We start from the raw sequence: 14,023 nt of genomic DNA, 5'->3' as shown, positions 1-14,023 counted from the left end.
TCATGAAAAAAGTCGAGACGCTTGTCATAGAAAAAAGCTGGCACCCCACGTGGATGCCAGCTTTTTGCCTATCATTTCATTTACTTGTTGCGGTTTTGAACGTAATCTGCCAAAGGGCTCAATGCGGAATGCTCGATGCCTGCAATGGCGAGAGCCGCTTTTGCCTCCGCGATCAAAGCAGACAGCCTTTCTTTGGACTCAGCAAGTCCCAACAGCGAAGGATAGGTCGATTTGTTCCGGTCCGCGTCGCTGCCAACCGCTTTTCCCAGCTTTGCCGCGTCCCCTTCCACGTTGAGGATGTCGTCCTGAATTTGAAAAGCCAGTCCGATGCAGACGCCGTAGCGGGTCAAAGCATCCATCTGCGCTTCGCTCGCTTCCGCCAAATAGCCTCCGCCCCTGAGCGCTGCCACGAGCAGATCGCCTGTCTTGTGGCGATGGATGAACTCCAACTGCTCCAGATCGAGCTGCTTGCTCTCTCCTTCGATGTCGGCCATCTGTCCGCCCACCATGCCTGTCGCGCCTGCGCGCTTGCCCAGCTCGGCAATCAGTTTGACAATCGTCGCAGATGTCACATCTGTCCGCTCCTGATAGGCTTCCGCTACGTGAGAAAAGGCGCGCGTCAAGAGGGCATCGCCCGCCAAAATCGCGGTCGCCTCTCCGTACACTTTGTGGTTGGTCGGCTTTCCACGGCGCAGGTCATCGTCATCCATCGCTGGCAGATCATCGTGGATCAGCGAGTATGTATGAATCATCTCCAGGGCAACGGCAAAAGGAACGCCGCGCTCCATCGGTTTGTCCAGCGCTTCCAGCACAGCGAGAACGAGCATCGGACGAAGCCTTTTGCCGCCTGCCATGAGTGAATACTTCATGGATTCGTACAAATGGGTCGGGACGCCTTCCTGCTCCAGGGCAGGCGTGAGATGTTGTTCAATGTAGGCTGTTTTTTCCGCCAAATACGATTGGAATGTATCCACGATGTCGTTATTCCCCTTCCACACGAAAAGCCTTCTGCTTCAGTTGGCCGTCTTCTTCTACCAGCTGAATGATTTTGGCTTCAATCGCATCGAGCTTCTGTCCGCAAATACGCGAGAGAGTGACGCCCTCTTGATACAGCGTAATTGCTTCCTCCAGCGGGATGTCTCCTTCTTCCAGCTTCCCGACGACTTCTTCCAGCCGCTTCATCGCTTCTTCGAACTGCATGTCAGTCTCTTGGTCCGTTTTCTTGCGAGCCATTGCGCTTCTCCTCCCGATTCAACTGTTCCACCCGTGCCGTAGCACTGCCATCACTTAATCGTACCACGATCTGATCGCCAGGGGCAAATTGTTCCACGGACTTCACCAGCTGATCATTCGTGTACACCAGCGAAAAGCCGCGCTTCATAACCGCCAGCGGACTGAGCGCCTCCAGAGTGGCTACCCTTGAAGCAAAAGCCATCCGGTTCTGGTTCAGCCGCGCCAGCATTTTTTCATCCAGACGCGCGCGAATCGACGCAACCGCTTTCCTTCTCTCCCCGACCTGATCCGACAGCCGATATTTTTTGATCTGTTCGGAAAGCCGCGTGTAGCGCTCCCGCCTTCTTTCCATCAAATGCTTCATCGCCTGGCGCATTCGCATATACGTCCGATCGAGCCGCTCTGCCGCTTCCTCCAGCCTGCGCTGCGGCTGCCGCATCGCGTACGAACCGCTCAACCGATCCAGCCGCGTACGCTCTTCTGCGAGCTGATTGCGCACCGCCCTGTGCATCCGGATTTCAAGCTGGCGAACGCGCTCCACCCACTCCAAATAATGCGGGACAGCAAGCTCTGCCGCTGCGGTTGGCGTCGCCGCCCGCACGTCTGCCACAAAATCCGCGATCGTCACATCCGTCTCATGTCCGACTGCGGAAATGACCGGAATCGGCGACCCGGCGATCGCCCGCGCCACGTTTTCATCGTTGAAAGCCCACAATTCTTCAATCGAGCCTCCACCTCTGCCGACGATCAAGACGTCGATGTCAGGGTGCTGATTAATAATCCGAATCGCCGAAACGATCGATGCCGGGGCATCTTTCCCTTGCACGACGGCAGGCGACAGGACAATCTCCGCCTGCGGATACCGTCTGCGGATGGTGGTGCAAATATCGCGAATCGCCGCTCCTGTCGGGGATGTCACGACCCCGACCCTTTTCGGGAAGCGAGGCAGTGTCCGCTTGCGCTCAGCAGCAAACAAGCCTTCTTTGGTCAGCTTTTCTTTCAACTGCTCAAAAGCGAGATACAAGGAGCCAAGACCGTCCGGCTGCATTTCTTTTGCATAGAGCTGATACGCTCCGTCCCGTTCAAAAGCGGAGATGGAGCCGCGCACGATCGCCTTCGTTCCATCCTTGGGCAAAAAGCGCAAGAAGCGGTTATAGCTGGCAAACATCACGACCTTGATCCGCGATGTGTTGTCCTTCAAGGTAAAGTACATGTGCCCGCTTGCGTGATGCGTGAAGTTGGAGATTTCTCCCCTCACCCAGACGTCTTGCAAGTTCGTCTCTTTTTCCAGGACGAGCTTGATGTAGCGGTTCAGATCACTGACAGACAAAATGTTTGATGCAGCCATGTGCCCCTCCTCTGTTCAAGCCCTGGTCTGATTGACTTTTCGTATACGCATGCAAAAAGAAATGGATAAAGCGCAGGCCCTATCCATTCCCTCAGTCGTTCCTCTAAAGTTGCGCTTGCTTTCTCGCTGCCACAACCGTGTTTTTCAACAGCATGGTGATGGTCATTGGGCCAACACCGCCAGGTACCGGAGTCAAAAAGCTTGCGATCTCTTGCACTTCGTCAAATTTGACGTCCCCGACGAGCTTCCCGGAATCGATCCGGTTTACCCCTACGTCGATGACAACTGCGCCCGGCTTTACATGCTCTTTTCCGATCATATGCGCCCGGCCTGTCGCTACCACGAGGATGTCCGCTTTCGTCGTGAACTCCTCCAGGTTTTGCGTGCGGGAATGGCACATGGTCACAGTTGCGTTTTCCTGTTGCAGCAAAAGCGATACCGGCTTGCCGACGATGTTGCTTCGGCCGATGACGACGGCGTGCTTGCCGGAAATCTCCGTGCCTGTCCGCTTGATCAGCTCGATGACGCCATGCGGAGTGCAAGGCAGCAATGTTTCGTTGCCGAGCACCATGTTGCCCACGTTGATCGGATGGAAACCGTCGACATCTTTTTCCGGATGAATCGCAGCGATGACCGCTTTCTCCGAAATATGGGCTGGCAGAGGAAGTTGAACCAAAATCCCATGAACGTTCGGATTTTCGTTCAAATCCCGAATAATGCCCAGCAGCTCTTCTTCTGTCGTCGAAGCTTCCTTGAGAATCAGCTCGGAACGGATGCCGACTTCCTCGCAGCCTTTCGATTTTCCGCGTACATACGAATGCGATGCGGGATCATCACCCACAAGCACAACAGTCAGTCCAGGGACAAGTCCTTGTTTTTTCAGTTCCGCCACTTCAACCGCGAGTTCTTCGCGAATGCTTTTTGCTACTTCTTTTCCTTGGAGAATGGTTGCAGTCATGGAGAAAAAGCCTCCTTCTTAAACGTCGATACCATTAGTGTACCGATTTCGTTTGCAACTGTAAAGCCGAATCATAAAAAGTTTATCATTATTTAATGTTCGTCTTTTGCTTCATCCACCCAAGCATTGCCACTCCGTAGGCGTTATCGCCGGAGTAAACAGGGTCGCAAAAATACAGCTTGGCTTTTACCGCCGGATGCTGCAAACGTTTGATCAGGCGCTCGCGCATGTACTGATTGGCAGCTACCCCGCCCACAATCAGTATGTCCCTTGGATGCCCCAGCTCAACAGCGTGCCGCAATGTTTTTTCCAGCGTGTTGGCGATACACTGCTCGGTTGCCCGCGCAATATCCGCATGGCTCGTCTCGCCGCGCTCAATGGCGCGCAGCAAGGACGCTTCCGGCCCGGAGAAGCTGAAGGTCAAACCGTCCACAGCAGAGGAAATGCGAAATTCCCCCGTCGACTCTTTTGCCAATTGCTCCAAGTACGGCCCGGCAGGAAATGCCATCCCGAGCGCCACTCCGATCCGATCGACCAACTGCCCTGCGTGCAAATCGATCGTGCCGCCGATTTTTTCAATCGCATATCCGGCACTGTGACGCTCGCACAACAGCAACTCACTCGTTCCCCCTGACAGATGGACAGCCAAAAAGCGATCTTGTCCTGGCCGCTCATCGGCTGTGTACTCGCCCGCTGCGATATGCCCCTCCTGATGGGTGGTCAGATGCAGCGGAACACGCAGGTAGGTGGACAGCGATTTGGCCAAGCCCTCTCCCACCTTGAACACAGGCATGTACGACTGATCGACGGGCCGCGGCTTTTCACTGACGCAAATCGCTTCGATCTCATACTCGTTCCACTTCATTTGCTCGCTTAATTCCGGCAAGTTCATCACATGCTGAAAGACGGCTTCGGATTGTTGCAGCCCGCGTTTGCCTTCCTTCACTTTGAGGAGGCGTTTTGCTTCTGCAACAATTCGGCCGTCTTCCTGAGCCAAGCACAGCGATGTCCGGTAATTGCTCGTATCAATGCCCAACATTACCTTACTCATGCTTGTATCTCCTGCCTGTTATGCCTTTTGCGTTTCACGGGATTGCAAGAAGCTCGCCAATACACCGTTGATATAGCGATAGGAGGCATCGTCACTGAACAGCTTCGCGATTTCGATCGCTTCGTTCATGACTACCTTGTCAGGCGTATCCGCTTCAAACATGATCTCATAAAAAGCAAGGCGCAAAATGGCGCGGTCAACGTTGGCAATACGCTCCAGCTGCCAGCCGCGCAAATACTTTTTGATTTCTGCATCGATGTCCGCCATGTTGGTCAAAACTCCATCGAGCAAGTAGCGCAAATACTGCGCGTTTTCCTCGGATTCTTCCATGACCAGATCGATTGCTTCTTTTACTGGCACCTCGGCCATATCGATCTGAAACAAGCATTGGACTGCTTTTTCTCGTGCTGTTCTTCGCTTCATACCATTCACCTACTAATTAAAGTCAGCAGGGGAGTTTTCCCCTCGTTCTTGTTACCGAAACTTGCCAGGCAGAATCCGATCCAGTATTTCGCGCAAGTCTTCCTTATGGTCAAGCTTGCGACCGATGTAATAGCCGGTTCCGACAAACACAACAAAGACCAGTGTATCCCAAAATCCGACGAGAAGGTAGATGATGCCGAAAAAAAGTCCGGCAGAAATCCCCATTAGCTTCCCCTTGTGTTCCCACATTAACTCCCATTTCATGGACTTCACCTTCTATTCTACCCGCTTGCGAGCCGCGTAGTTTTCTTGCTGAGCCACTTCCGTCACCACAACCGCTACTTCGGAAATCACGACACCAGCAATTCCTTCGACCTGCTCTTTCACATCCGCTTGCAGCTTTTGCGTCAACTCCGGCAAAGGTGTCTCGCCATCCACAGAAACACGCAGGGTAATGATGTTCCCGCTTTCCAGCGCTTTGACTGTCGTCTTCATGTCGCGCACGCCTTTTACACGTCGGGCAGCGCGCTCCGCAATCGTTTGGATCGTCTGAATCGTAATGTTGACTTCGCCCAAATCACTGCGCTGGCGAATGCCGCGATCCACTTTTGGCTTGTTGGAACGAAACGAGCTGAAAAAGAAGCGAAGGCTCACAATGAGGAAAATAATCGCGACGATGAGATACGTAATGTTCGTACCCTCAAGCATTTGATCCACATAAGGCTCAAAATAAGCAGATGAGACCAATCCGCTGGTGGCCGCAATCGCGATGCAGGACAAAACGATCAGCGCAAAGCTGTAAATCGTCAAAATAAAGCGGTCAAACAAGTTCACATGCATCTCTCCTTTACGCCATGTTTGAAAGGAGACAAACAAGGCTCAATCAAAGGCTAACGCTTCGCCATGAGCCAAGGCTTGGCGAAACAACTGATTGGAATGAGGAAAATGCCCCCTGTGAAAAGGGGGCATCCATCCGGTGCTGCTTAGCGCACACGCTGGTAATCTTCGACTACAGGCGCCGCCGGTGCTTTTTCTTCGGCTTTCAGCTCTACATCGACGATATGTACGTTTACTTCCACAACAGAAAGTCCGGTCATTCCTTCGATTCCATTGCGCACACTATCTTGAATATTACGAGCGACGTCTGGAATGCGGTGTCCGTATTTGACAATGATGGAAACATCCACTGCCGCTTCGCGGGAGCCAACCTCCACACGAACGCCGCGAGCTATATTTTTACGGCCCAATCTTTCAGCAATCTCCCCTACGAAACCGCCGCTCATTTGCGCTACGCCTTCAACCTCGGACGCAGCCATGCCGGCGATCACTTCCAGTACCTCGGGAGCGATCTGGACTTTACCAAGCTCTGTTCTATCTAAATCCGGAGTAAACTCTTCCATGCTTCGCACCTCCCTTTAGATTTGTAATTCATTATACCAAGCGCACCGTTTTTTTACAAATCAGCCCTGTTTATTCTTCGTCCAGGTTCAATTCGTAGGTTTCCAGGAACTTGGTGTCAAAATGACCGCTTACGAACACTTCATGCTCCAGCACTTTTTGATGGAACGGGATCGTCGTGGTGATGCCATCGATGACAAATTCGCCGAGCGCACGCTTCATGCGTTCGATTGCCTCGTTGCGATCCTTGCCCCAAACGATCAGCTTGGCGATCATGGAATCGTAGTACGGCGGGATGGAATAGCCTGCGTACGCAGCACTGTCCACACGCACACCGAAGCCGCCTGGTGGCAAGTACTCGGTGATGCGTCCAGGTGACGGCATGAAGTTTTTCGCAGGATTCTCTGCGTTGATCCGGCATTCGATCGCCCAGCCGTCAAGCTTGATGTCTTCCTGGCTGAAAGACAGCGGTTGGCCAGCTGCGACCGTCAGCTGTTCCTTGAACAGATCATAGCCGGTAACCAGCTCTGTGACAGGATGCTCTACCTGAATCCGCGTGTTCATTTCCATGAAGTAAAATTGTCCGTGCTTGTCCAGCAAAAACTCGACTGTACCCGCTCCGTGGTAAGCTACCGCCTTGGCAGCAGCAACGGCTGCCTCGCCCATTTGCTTGCGTGTTTCTTCGCTCAAGGCAGGCGATGGAGCTTCCTCGATCAGCTTTTGGTGGCGGCGTTGGATGGAGCAGTCGCGCTCGCCCAGATAAACCGCGTTGCCATGCTTGTCGGCCATGATCTGGATTTCCACGTGACGCGGGCCTTCCACGAATTTTTCCAGGTAGACGCCCGGGTTGCCGAAAGCGGTTTTCGCTTCGTTTTGCGCCTGACGGATCGCCTTTTCCAAATCTTCGTCGTCGACTGCCACGCGCATGCCGCGTCCGCCGCCGCCCGCAGTAGCCTTGACCATTACCGGATAGCCGATCTCATTCGCTGTCACGACGGCGCTTTCCACATCTTCGATCAGCCCTTCTGTTCCCGGAACAGTCGGCACTCCAGCTGCTTTCATCGTATCTTTTGCGGTGGACTTGTCCCCCATTTTTACGATGGCTTCCGGATCCGGACCGATAAACGTGATGTTGCATGCCGTGCAAATCTCCGCAAAGTCGGCGTTCTCAGCCAAAAATCCATAGCCTGGATGGATGGCGTCTGCCCCTACCTTGGTCGCGACACTCATGATGTTTGCTATGTTCAGGTAGCTTTCCTTGGATGCTTTTGGACCAATACAGTAAGCTTCGTCGGCCATTTTCACATGAAGCGCTTCACGATCCGCTTCGGAGTAGACAGCGACCGTACGAATGCCCAGCTCGCGGCATGCCCGGATGATCCGTACAGCAATCTCCCCGCGATTGGCAATCAATACTTTTTGAAACATTTCGCTCTCCCCCACCTTATTCTGGCTTCACCAAAAACAGCGCTTGACCGTACTCAACGAGCTGGCCGTCTTCCACCAGCACTTTGACGATCTCGCCGCTTACTTCTGCTTCGATTTCGTTGAACAGCTTCATCGCTTCCACGATGCAGACCACTTTGCTCGCATTCACTTTGTCGCCCGCTTGGACGTAAGGAGGCTTGCCTGGTTCCGGAGCGCTGTAGAACGTTCCAACCATCGGGGAAACGATCTTGTGCAGGTTCGCATCGTCAAGAGCCGGAGCGCTTGCAGCTGCCTTAGGCGCTTCCACGGCAACAGGAGCTGCTTGTACAGCTGCTGGGGCTGCCGCTTGCACTGGCGCAGCAGGAGCCGCTACCTGGGCTTGTACGACAGGCTGAGTCACTACTACTGTCTCTGTACCACTGGATTTTCGCAGGGTCACTTTTGCCCCTTCTGTCTCCAGCTTAAATTCATTAATGGAAGATTGATCAATCAGCTTAATAATTTCTCGGATTTCATGAATTTTCATGACGAAAAAGCACTCCTTCGTTTGTTTCAATAGAGGATCGGGGAGTCCCATATGTATCCTTTTTGGCAAACCATAAATCCATGGTAGCCTGTTGCCCATATCACGTCAAGAAAGGATTTCCCCGCTTCCTGCCAAGAAGAAGCGAGAAAATCCTTACCATCATGCCCACTTACGGCACCCGTTATAACGCGAAGGTCAGCTTGCCTTCGCCATTCAGGACGTCTGGAACTGGACCTGGATGTTCGTTGCCGGGAGATTCAATTGCTGCTTGACTTGCGCAATAATTTCCACCACTTCGTTTGCGCTCAGTTTGTCTTTTTGCACGATGACAGTCGCTTTGTCGTTCTGGACGAGGACGACCGCGTCCTTGTAGCCGCTCGCTTTGAGCATCTCTTCGACGTTCATCGTGGCCGTCTCCAGCGTGGACAGCTCATCGTACTTGGCTTTCGCTTCGGCTACCGCCTGGGGCGTTGCTTCGGAATTGTTCATGATCGCCAGCTGCTCGTCTTTTTGCTGCGCGGTTTGCGCTTCCCGGTTCAGCTTGAAGCCCTGGAACACTTCGCTTGCTGTATCCGCTACGGGGAGCACGGCATTGCCGGAAGTTTGCTTCGCTTCTTCAGGCGCCGGTGTTTGTGCGGTCGGAGTGGCCGGAGCCGTCGTTGTTTCCTGCTTGCCGTTTTTAGCGTCAACGGCGGCAGCGCCAGGAGCTTGCTCGACTTGCTTGGTTTCTACTTCCACGCCGGAGATTTGCTCCTGCTTCTGGACGGCCTGCTCTTGTCCGGAGGTCGGAACCTGTTCCTGCGGCCCCTTCACCAGGTAGTACCCGGAGAGTACAACCATGACAGCCAGCATTGTCAACAACCACACTGTTTGCTTGCGCAGAATCATTTGTCATTACCTCCTACCCTTTTTTGGGCAAAATGGATATTTTGTAAGCGGGAACATCCAAAACTTTTTGGACAGCTTCGGTGATCCATGCTTTCACCTGGATGTTGTCGGCCCCTTTGGCCACTACGAGCACTCCCCGGACGCGCGGCTTCAACGTCTTGACGACGACGGGCTGGTCTTGCTTGCCGCCTTGGACGATCACGACCTGTGCATCGCGCGATTGGTCACTCTGATTCCGGGTTGCCTTTTCCTTGTCCATCTCCTGGTTCACGGAAGAGCGGACATTGGTGTTTTTTTCCACGACAATCTCTGGCGTCGATTCCAGATTGACCATGACTTCGACCTCTCCCACGCCGACTACATTCGCGAGGATTTCCCGAAGCTGGGTTTCGTAGATGTTTTCATATTCGGCGATAATGTCCGGTGCGGGTGAACCGCCCAGCGCCGGAGCTGATCCGTCGCCTGTTGGCTGCGGCGACGTCTCGCCAGGGTTGATCGAGAACCCGAGAGGCTGATCTTTTTCGACTTTCAGAAAATCTGTCAAGATCATGACAGCAATCCCGATTCCAAGTACGACGATAAAATAGTGCAATGGCTTGAGCTTTTTGTTGCTGCCGTTTCCTTCCCACAATTTTTTCAGCTTTTCCAGCATGTTGCTCACCTCGCTTGTGTCGACAGCGTGATTACTGCTTTTCGTTTTCCCGGGTCTCGTCCTTGATGATCACCTGTTCTTTGGATAGCCCCCACTGTTCTGCGAGGTCGCTGGCCATTTTGCTCGCCAGCGGGTTCGCTTCCGGGGCTGAAACAGCCACTTCTTGCTGTTCTTGCGGCGGCTCCCCGACTGTGACTTGTACCGGAGCAATCGGTGTAATCGGCTTGACCGGCTGGACTTGCTGCGGGTCGTTGCTGTTTTTGCCGCTGTCAGCTTCGCCAATCACCAACTCCATCCGGGACAAGGTCGGCTCGCCTTGCTTCTTCTGGTCGATCACAACCTCGACATCGACAACTTCCACGCCGTAATCGGCTTTGATTCTCGCCTTTACAGCAGATGCCACCTGTGCCTGCACATAAGCTGTCATCTGTTCGTTTTGTTGACCAAGCAGCTTGTCAGTCATTTTCTTCCATTCGACAGCGGCTGGCTTGTTCAAATTTTGCTGGTAGCGATCAAGTCTGAGGGCGAGATCGTCCTGCGACAGACTGAACAGGCTGAACACCGGGGAGATGATCGTCAAAAGCAAGATCAGACCCATCACCATTTTGACGTAGCGCTGCAAGGTCGTATTGGGCAGGATCAGATCGAGAAAAGCGGCCAAAAGAACGAGCAGGATGATTTTTTTGAGCCAGAGTGTTAACCATGTCATGTCATCACCTACCGGACCATCATGGAGATGTTGCCTGCCGCAATAATGATGGTAATCGCCAGAAAGAACATCAATCCCACTGTCGCAAGTGCGGCGAAGACGAACAGGAGGCTTTTGCCAATCGTGCCGAGCGCACTGATGATCGGACTGTTCCCCAGCGGTTGCAGCACAGCCGATGACAAATTGTAGATCAGGGCCAAAACCAGTATCTTGAGAGCCGGGAAAGCGCACAAGATGATGAGAATGACGACTCCAGCCAAGCCGACTGCGTTTTTGACCAGAAGCGAAGCGTTCAGAACCGTATCGGCCGCATCGGAAAACATTCGGCCGACGATCGGGATGAAGTTGCCTGTAATGTACTTCGCCGTCCGCAGCGTGACGCCGTCAGCCACAGCCGAGGTCGCCCCCTGAATGGAGATGACCGCCAGAAAAATCGTCAGGAAGGAGCCGAGCACCCCCATGGCGATGTTTCGCAGCAAGGTGGCAAGCTGGGTGACCTTGTACCGTTCGGAAAACAGGCTGACGATCGAGAGCATCGCGGACAGAAACAGGAGCGGAAAGACGACGTACGTGATCATCATGCCGCTGATGTTGATCATGAAAATGATCAGCGGATGAAACATGGTTGCCGTCGCCAGGTTCCCGACCGAAGCCAGCAAGGCAATCACGAGCGGAATCATCGCGAGCATGAAATCAGACATGCTGTTGATCGCGTCTTTGGCATATGTGATCGCGACGTGAAAGCTGTTGATGGCGAGCACCATCAGGACGAGGTAAGCGATCGAATAGGCGACGGTGGATACGGCGTTGCGCTCGAAGGCGTTTTGCATCGTCTCCAAAATCATGGCAAAAACCGTGATGATAATGATCGAGCTGAGCAGCTTGCCGTTCATCAAAATTTCGTGAAAGACGAATTTGCCCATCCCTTTTAACACACTCGACAGCGTCAGTTCCTCTTGCTGCATCAAAATCTGGATGAAGCCTTGCGATTTCAAATCGGGCAAATAGCCTTTATACTCGCGCTGAAGCTGTTGCCAATATTGCTCGACACGCTCCAGCTGCAAGTGATCCACTTGCTCCTCGACAATCTGGTTGATCGGGTTGGCTGTGGTTGCTCCGGCGGCATGGACCGTGCCAGGGCCAGGCGACAGATAGATGAAAAGGATGAGCCACAACAGGATCAGTTTGCCAGTTTGCGCCACAGACACCCCTCCTCTCTCACGCCGGCAGCAAGTCGATCACTGTTTCGATAATGATTTGGATAATCGGTACCGCCATGACCAGAATCAGCACTTTTCCCGCCAGCTCGATCTTGGAGGCAATCGCCCCTTGTCCAGCGTCACGGGTCATTTGCGCCCCAAATTCGGCAATGTAGGCAATTCCGATGATTTTTAATATCGTTTCCAGAAACACCAGGTTCAGATCTGCCTGAACGGCCAGCTTTTCCAGAATGCGAATGACTTCGGCAATTTTGCCTACGAGAAAGTAAAAGATGATGACACCGCTCGCAATCGCCAACAAGAAAGCGAACATCGGCTTTTGCTCTTTGATCACCAAGGCAAGAATGGTAGCGACCAGTCCGAGTCCAACGATTTGTACGATTTCCATCGAAAAGCCCCTCCTCAGTTGAACAGGAAGACGCGTTTCACCTCAGAGAACAGGTCGCCGAGGTAGTGGGACACCATGTACAGGACGATGATGAATCCGACCAGTGTCGCCCAGTGCGCAATATCTTCCTTTCCCGCCTGTTTGAGGACCGTGTGCAAGATCGCTGTGATGAACCCTACCGCTCCGATCTGGAAAACAGGTGTCAAATCAAAATCCACTGTGAACACCTCGCCTTTAGAACATCAGGATGACGACCAGAAGACCACCCAGAAAACCGAGACTTTTGTACATGCGCTCGTATTTTGCCTGCTCGGCGCGCGCTTCTTCCTCAAGCCCCCTAAGATGGGTAACTGCCAGGCGCAAATGCTTCTGCTGGTCTTCCCGGTCGGATGATCCGAGAACCTGCCCCAGACTCGCCAGCACTTCTCGCTCTTGTCTGCGCAATGCGGTTTGTGCCCAGTACTTCCCCATTGCCTGCTGCAAGGAATCTTCTGCCGATGGCGCCTTTTCGCTGACCAGAAGCTCTGCTGCGTAAAGAAACAGCCTGCCCACTTCCTCGGAAACCCGGCGACCGACTTTGGCAAAAGCGCGATGCAGCGGCGTCATGCCGTATACGATCTCGGTCTCCAGCATTTGCAGGGCGACCAAAAGCGCGCGAAGCTGCACGGGACGATAGGCGTAATACCTGCCGATCTGCCAGCCGACCATGGAGGCCGAGAACAGGATGAGCACCGCGCCAATCAGCTTGACCATGCAACCTTCTCCTTTTCCAGCGGCTTCATGCTTCGGTCGTAGATCGCCTGGATCGTGCCTACGCCTTTCGTACGGCTGAGGACGATATAGCGGGAAAACACGCCGTGCCGGACGAGGTTGCCGAGCATCGGGCGACGAGCGACTTCATTGAGATCAGCGCCATGAGCCGAGCAGATGACTGCGACTCCTGCGTGAATCGCTTCCCATACGGCATCCCCGTCCTCCGCACGCCCCACCTCGTCCACAATCAGCACATCAGGAGACATGGAGCGGATCAGCATCATCATTCCTGCTGCTTTCGGGCATGCATCCAGTACATCTGTGCGCGGGCCGACGTCTCTTTGCGGCACGCCCTCCAGGCAGCCTGCCAGCTCGGAACGCTCGTCCACGATCCCGACTTTGCGACTGGAAGACCACTCGCTGCCGTAGCTGAGGGAGCGGGCCATGTCGCGCAAAAGAGTCGTTTTCCCGCATTGCGGCGGAGAAATCACCAGTGTGCTCAGTACGTTGCCGCCTTCAAACAAGTAGGGCATCACTTTTTGCGCCGCCCCTTTTTTCTCCCGGGCGATCCGGATGTTGAAGCTGGTAATGTCCCGGATGCCTTTGACATCGCCTTTTTCCAGCACCACTTTGCCCGCGATGCCGATGCGATGACCGCCCATCACCGTAATGTAGCCTCGCTTCAGCTCCTCCTCCAGCGCGTACAAAGAATGCTGGCTTACCTGACTCAGCAGCTTGACTGCCTGATCTGCGGAAAAAATCCAGCCTTTACTCGCAGTGGAGGTAAGCTGACCTGCTTGCGTCACGTAGCTGGATTGCTGACCGAATCGTACTTCCAGCGGCTGATTTTGCCGAAGCCGTATCTCTTCCAGATGCTCTTTGACCGCGGAGGGAAGAGCAGTCAAAATCGCGCGAATGGCTTCTGGCAAAATCGCCATGATCTCTCTCACATCTGGTACCCTCCTTTTTGTGGCTGACTCTCGTTTGTCCACATTGACTTACCTCCATCCTATGCGCGGCTGGACGAGGTTTATGCTAAAAAGTAGCC

Annotated in this window: 19 protein-coding genes; all 19 read right to left on the bottom strand. The window is 53.7% G+C overall.

The features are described from left to right. Positions 1-80: 80 nt before the first annotated feature. Positions 81-974: a polyprenyl synthetase family protein gene (locus NST23_RS11585; protein ID WP_122965846.1), complete on the bottom strand. Its 894-nt coding sequence runs from the start codon at positions 972-974 to the stop codon at positions 81-83. A 7-nt stretch (positions 975-981) separates the two neighbouring features. Then, positions 982-1,233: an exodeoxyribonuclease VII small subunit gene (xseB, locus tag NST23_RS11580; protein WP_005827293.1), complete on the bottom strand. Its 252-nt coding sequence runs from the start codon at positions 1,231-1,233 to the stop codon at positions 982-984. Then, entirely contained in the window at positions 1,202-2,581 is a 1,380-nt protein-coding gene (gene xseA, locus NST23_RS11575) for an exodeoxyribonuclease VII large subunit (protein WP_122965845.1), read from the bottom strand. The genes xseB and xseA overlap by 32 nt, the downstream gene beginning before the upstream one ends. 103 nt (positions 2,582-2,684) lie before the next feature. Next, the gene (gene folD / locus NST23_RS11570) at positions 2,685-3,539 is read right to left on the bottom strand and encodes a bifunctional methylenetetrahydrofolate dehydrogenase/methenyltetrahydrofolate cyclohydrolase FolD (RefSeq protein WP_122965844.1); all 855 of its coding nucleotides are present in this window, start codon (positions 3,537-3,539) and stop codon (positions 2,685-2,687) included. A gap of 88 nt (positions 3,540-3,627) precedes the next feature. After that, on the bottom strand, positions 3,628-4,590 hold the full coding sequence (locus NST23_RS11565; protein WP_173595767.1) for an O-sialoglycoprotein endopeptidase: 963 nt from the start codon (positions 4,588-4,590) through the stop codon (positions 3,628-3,630). Positions 4,591-4,608: 18 nt separating this feature from the next. After that, a complete protein-coding gene (gene nusB / locus NST23_RS11560; protein ID WP_122965842.1) occupies positions 4,609-5,013 on the bottom strand; it encodes a transcription antitermination factor NusB in 405 nt (134 codons plus the stop codon). A 51-nt stretch (positions 5,014-5,064) separates the two neighbouring features. Beyond that, positions 5,065-5,277: a DUF2273 domain-containing protein gene (locus tag NST23_RS11555; protein ID WP_122965841.1), complete on the bottom strand. Its 213-nt coding sequence runs from the start codon at positions 5,275-5,277 to the stop codon at positions 5,065-5,067. 12 nt (positions 5,278-5,289) lie between these two features. Then, positions 5,290-5,853 (bottom strand): alkaline shock response membrane anchor protein AmaP, encoded by a 564-nt coding sequence (amaP, locus tag NST23_RS11550; protein WP_173595766.1) that lies wholly within the window; start codon positions 5,851-5,853, stop codon positions 5,290-5,292. Positions 5,854-5,996: 143 nt separating this feature from the next. Next, a complete protein-coding gene (locus NST23_RS11545) occupies positions 5,997-6,413 on the bottom strand; it encodes an Asp23/Gls24 family envelope stress response protein (protein WP_122965839.1) in 417 nt (138 codons plus the stop codon). Positions 6,414-6,483: 70 nt separating this feature from the next. Then, positions 6,484-7,839, bottom strand: coding sequence for an acetyl-CoA carboxylase biotin carboxylase subunit (gene accC, locus NST23_RS11540; protein ID WP_340963699.1), 1,356 nt, complete (start codon positions 7,837-7,839; stop codon positions 6,484-6,486). A 16-nt stretch (positions 7,840-7,855) separates the two neighbouring features. Continuing rightward, positions 7,856-8,365, bottom strand: coding sequence for an acetyl-CoA carboxylase biotin carboxyl carrier protein (gene accB, locus NST23_RS11535; RefSeq protein ID WP_122965837.1), 510 nt, complete (start codon positions 8,363-8,365; stop codon positions 7,856-7,858). Between the two features lie 213 nt (positions 8,366-8,578). Beyond that, positions 8,579-9,253 (bottom strand): SpoIIIAH-like family protein, encoded by a 675-nt coding sequence (locus NST23_RS11530; RefSeq protein WP_122965836.1) that lies wholly within the window; start codon positions 9,251-9,253, stop codon positions 8,579-8,581. Between the two features lie 13 nt (positions 9,254-9,266). Beyond that, a complete protein-coding gene (gene spoIIIAG / locus NST23_RS11525) occupies positions 9,267-9,905 on the bottom strand; it encodes a stage III sporulation protein AG (protein WP_173595765.1) in 639 nt (212 codons plus the stop codon). Positions 9,906-9,936: 31 nt separating this feature from the next. Next, entirely contained in the window at positions 9,937-10,614 is a 678-nt protein-coding gene (gene spoIIIAF / locus NST23_RS11520) for a stage III sporulation protein AF (protein WP_173595764.1), read from the bottom strand. A gap of 8 nt (positions 10,615-10,622) precedes the next feature. Continuing rightward, complete coding sequence (gene spoIIIAE / locus NST23_RS11515; protein ID WP_122965833.1) at positions 10,623-11,816, bottom strand: stage III sporulation protein AE; 1,194 nt, start codon at positions 11,814-11,816, stop codon at positions 10,623-10,625. Positions 11,817-11,832: 16 nt separating this feature from the next. Further along, positions 11,833-12,222 (bottom strand): stage III sporulation protein AD, encoded by a 390-nt coding sequence (gene spoIIIAD, locus NST23_RS11510; RefSeq protein ID WP_063226823.1) that lies wholly within the window; start codon positions 12,220-12,222, stop codon positions 11,833-11,835. Positions 12,223-12,236: 14 nt separating this feature from the next. Then, complete coding sequence (gene spoIIIAC / locus NST23_RS11505) at positions 12,237-12,440, bottom strand: stage III sporulation protein AC (RefSeq protein ID WP_005827263.1); 204 nt, start codon at positions 12,438-12,440, stop codon at positions 12,237-12,239. Between the two features lie 16 nt (positions 12,441-12,456). Continuing rightward, on the bottom strand, positions 12,457-12,975 hold the full coding sequence (gene spoIIIAB, locus NST23_RS11500; protein WP_280648291.1) for a stage III sporulation protein SpoIIIAB: 519 nt from the start codon (positions 12,973-12,975) through the stop codon (positions 12,457-12,459). Then, positions 12,963-13,925, bottom strand: a complete 963-nt coding sequence (gene spoIIIAA, locus NST23_RS11495) for a stage III sporulation protein AA (RefSeq protein WP_122965831.1) — start codon at positions 13,923-13,925, stop codon at positions 12,963-12,965. Before spoIIIAA ends, spoIIIAB begins: the two co-directional genes overlap by 13 nt. Positions 13,926-14,023 lie beyond the last annotated feature (98 nt).

The sequence above is a fragment of the Brevibacillus sp. FSL K6-0770 genome, from assembly GCF_038000275.1.
In the GTDB taxonomy this organism is placed as follows: Bacteria; Bacillota; Bacilli; order Brevibacillales; family Brevibacillaceae; genus Brevibacillus; species Brevibacillus parabrevis.
Note: the sequence above shows the minus strand (reverse complement) of the source record. Positions and strands in the feature narration are given on the sequence as shown.

What these genes read in the sequence shown, in the direction of transcription:
- xseB (WP_005827293.1), bottom strand. Translation starts at nt 1,233, where the DNA reads ATGGCTCGCAAGAAAACGGACCAAGAGACTGACATGCAGTTCGAAGAA.
- xseA (WP_122965845.1), bottom strand. Translation starts at nt 2,581, where the DNA reads ATGGCTGCATCAAACATTTTGTCTGTCAGTGATCTGAACCGCTACATC.
- folD (WP_122965844.1), bottom strand. Translation starts at nt 3,539, where the DNA reads ATGACTGCAACCATTCTCCAAGGAAAAGAAGTAGCAAAAAGCATTCGC.
- NST23_RS11565 (WP_173595767.1), bottom strand. Translation starts at nt 4,590, where the DNA reads ATGAGTAAGGTAATGTTGGGCATTGATACGAGCAATTACCGGACATCG.
- nusB (WP_122965842.1), bottom strand. Translation starts at nt 5,013, where the DNA reads ATGAAGCGAAGAACAGCACGAGAAAAAGCAGTCCAATGCTTGTTTCAG.
- NST23_RS11555 (WP_122965841.1), bottom strand. Translation starts at nt 5,277, where the DNA reads ATGAAATGGGAGTTAATGTGGGAACACAAGGGGAAGCTAATGGGGATT.
- amaP (WP_173595766.1), bottom strand. Translation starts at nt 5,853, where the DNA reads ATGCATGTGAACTTGTTTGACCGCTTTATTTTGACGATTTACAGCTTT.
- NST23_RS11545 (WP_122965839.1), bottom strand. Translation starts at nt 6,413, where the DNA reads ATGGAAGAGTTTACTCCGGATTTAGATAGAACAGAGCTTGGTAAAGTC.
- accC (WP_340963699.1), bottom strand. Translation starts at nt 7,839, where the DNA reads ATGTTTCAAAAAGTATTGATTGCCAATCGCGGGGAGATTGCTGTACGG.
- accB (WP_122965837.1), bottom strand. Translation starts at nt 8,365, where the DNA reads ATGAAAATTCATGAAATCCGAGAAATTATTAAGCTGATTGATCAATCT.
- NST23_RS11530 (WP_122965836.1), bottom strand. Translation starts at nt 9,253, where the DNA reads ATGATTCTGCGCAAGCAAACAGTGTGGTTGTTGACAATGCTGGCTGTC.
- spoIIIAG (WP_173595765.1), bottom strand. Translation starts at nt 9,905, where the DNA reads ATGCTGGAAAAGCTGAAAAAATTGTGGGAAGGAAACGGCAGCAACAAA.
- spoIIIAF (WP_173595764.1), bottom strand. Translation starts at nt 10,614, where the DNA reads ATGACATGGTTAACACTCTGGCTCAAAAAAATCATCCTGCTCGTTCTT.
- spoIIIAD (WP_063226823.1), bottom strand. Translation starts at nt 12,222, where the DNA reads ATGGAAATCGTACAAATCGTTGGACTCGGACTGGTCGCTACCATTCTT.
- spoIIIAB (WP_280648291.1), bottom strand. Translation starts at nt 12,975, where the DNA reads ATGGTCAAGCTGATTGGCGCGGTGCTCATCCTGTTCTCGGCCTCCATG.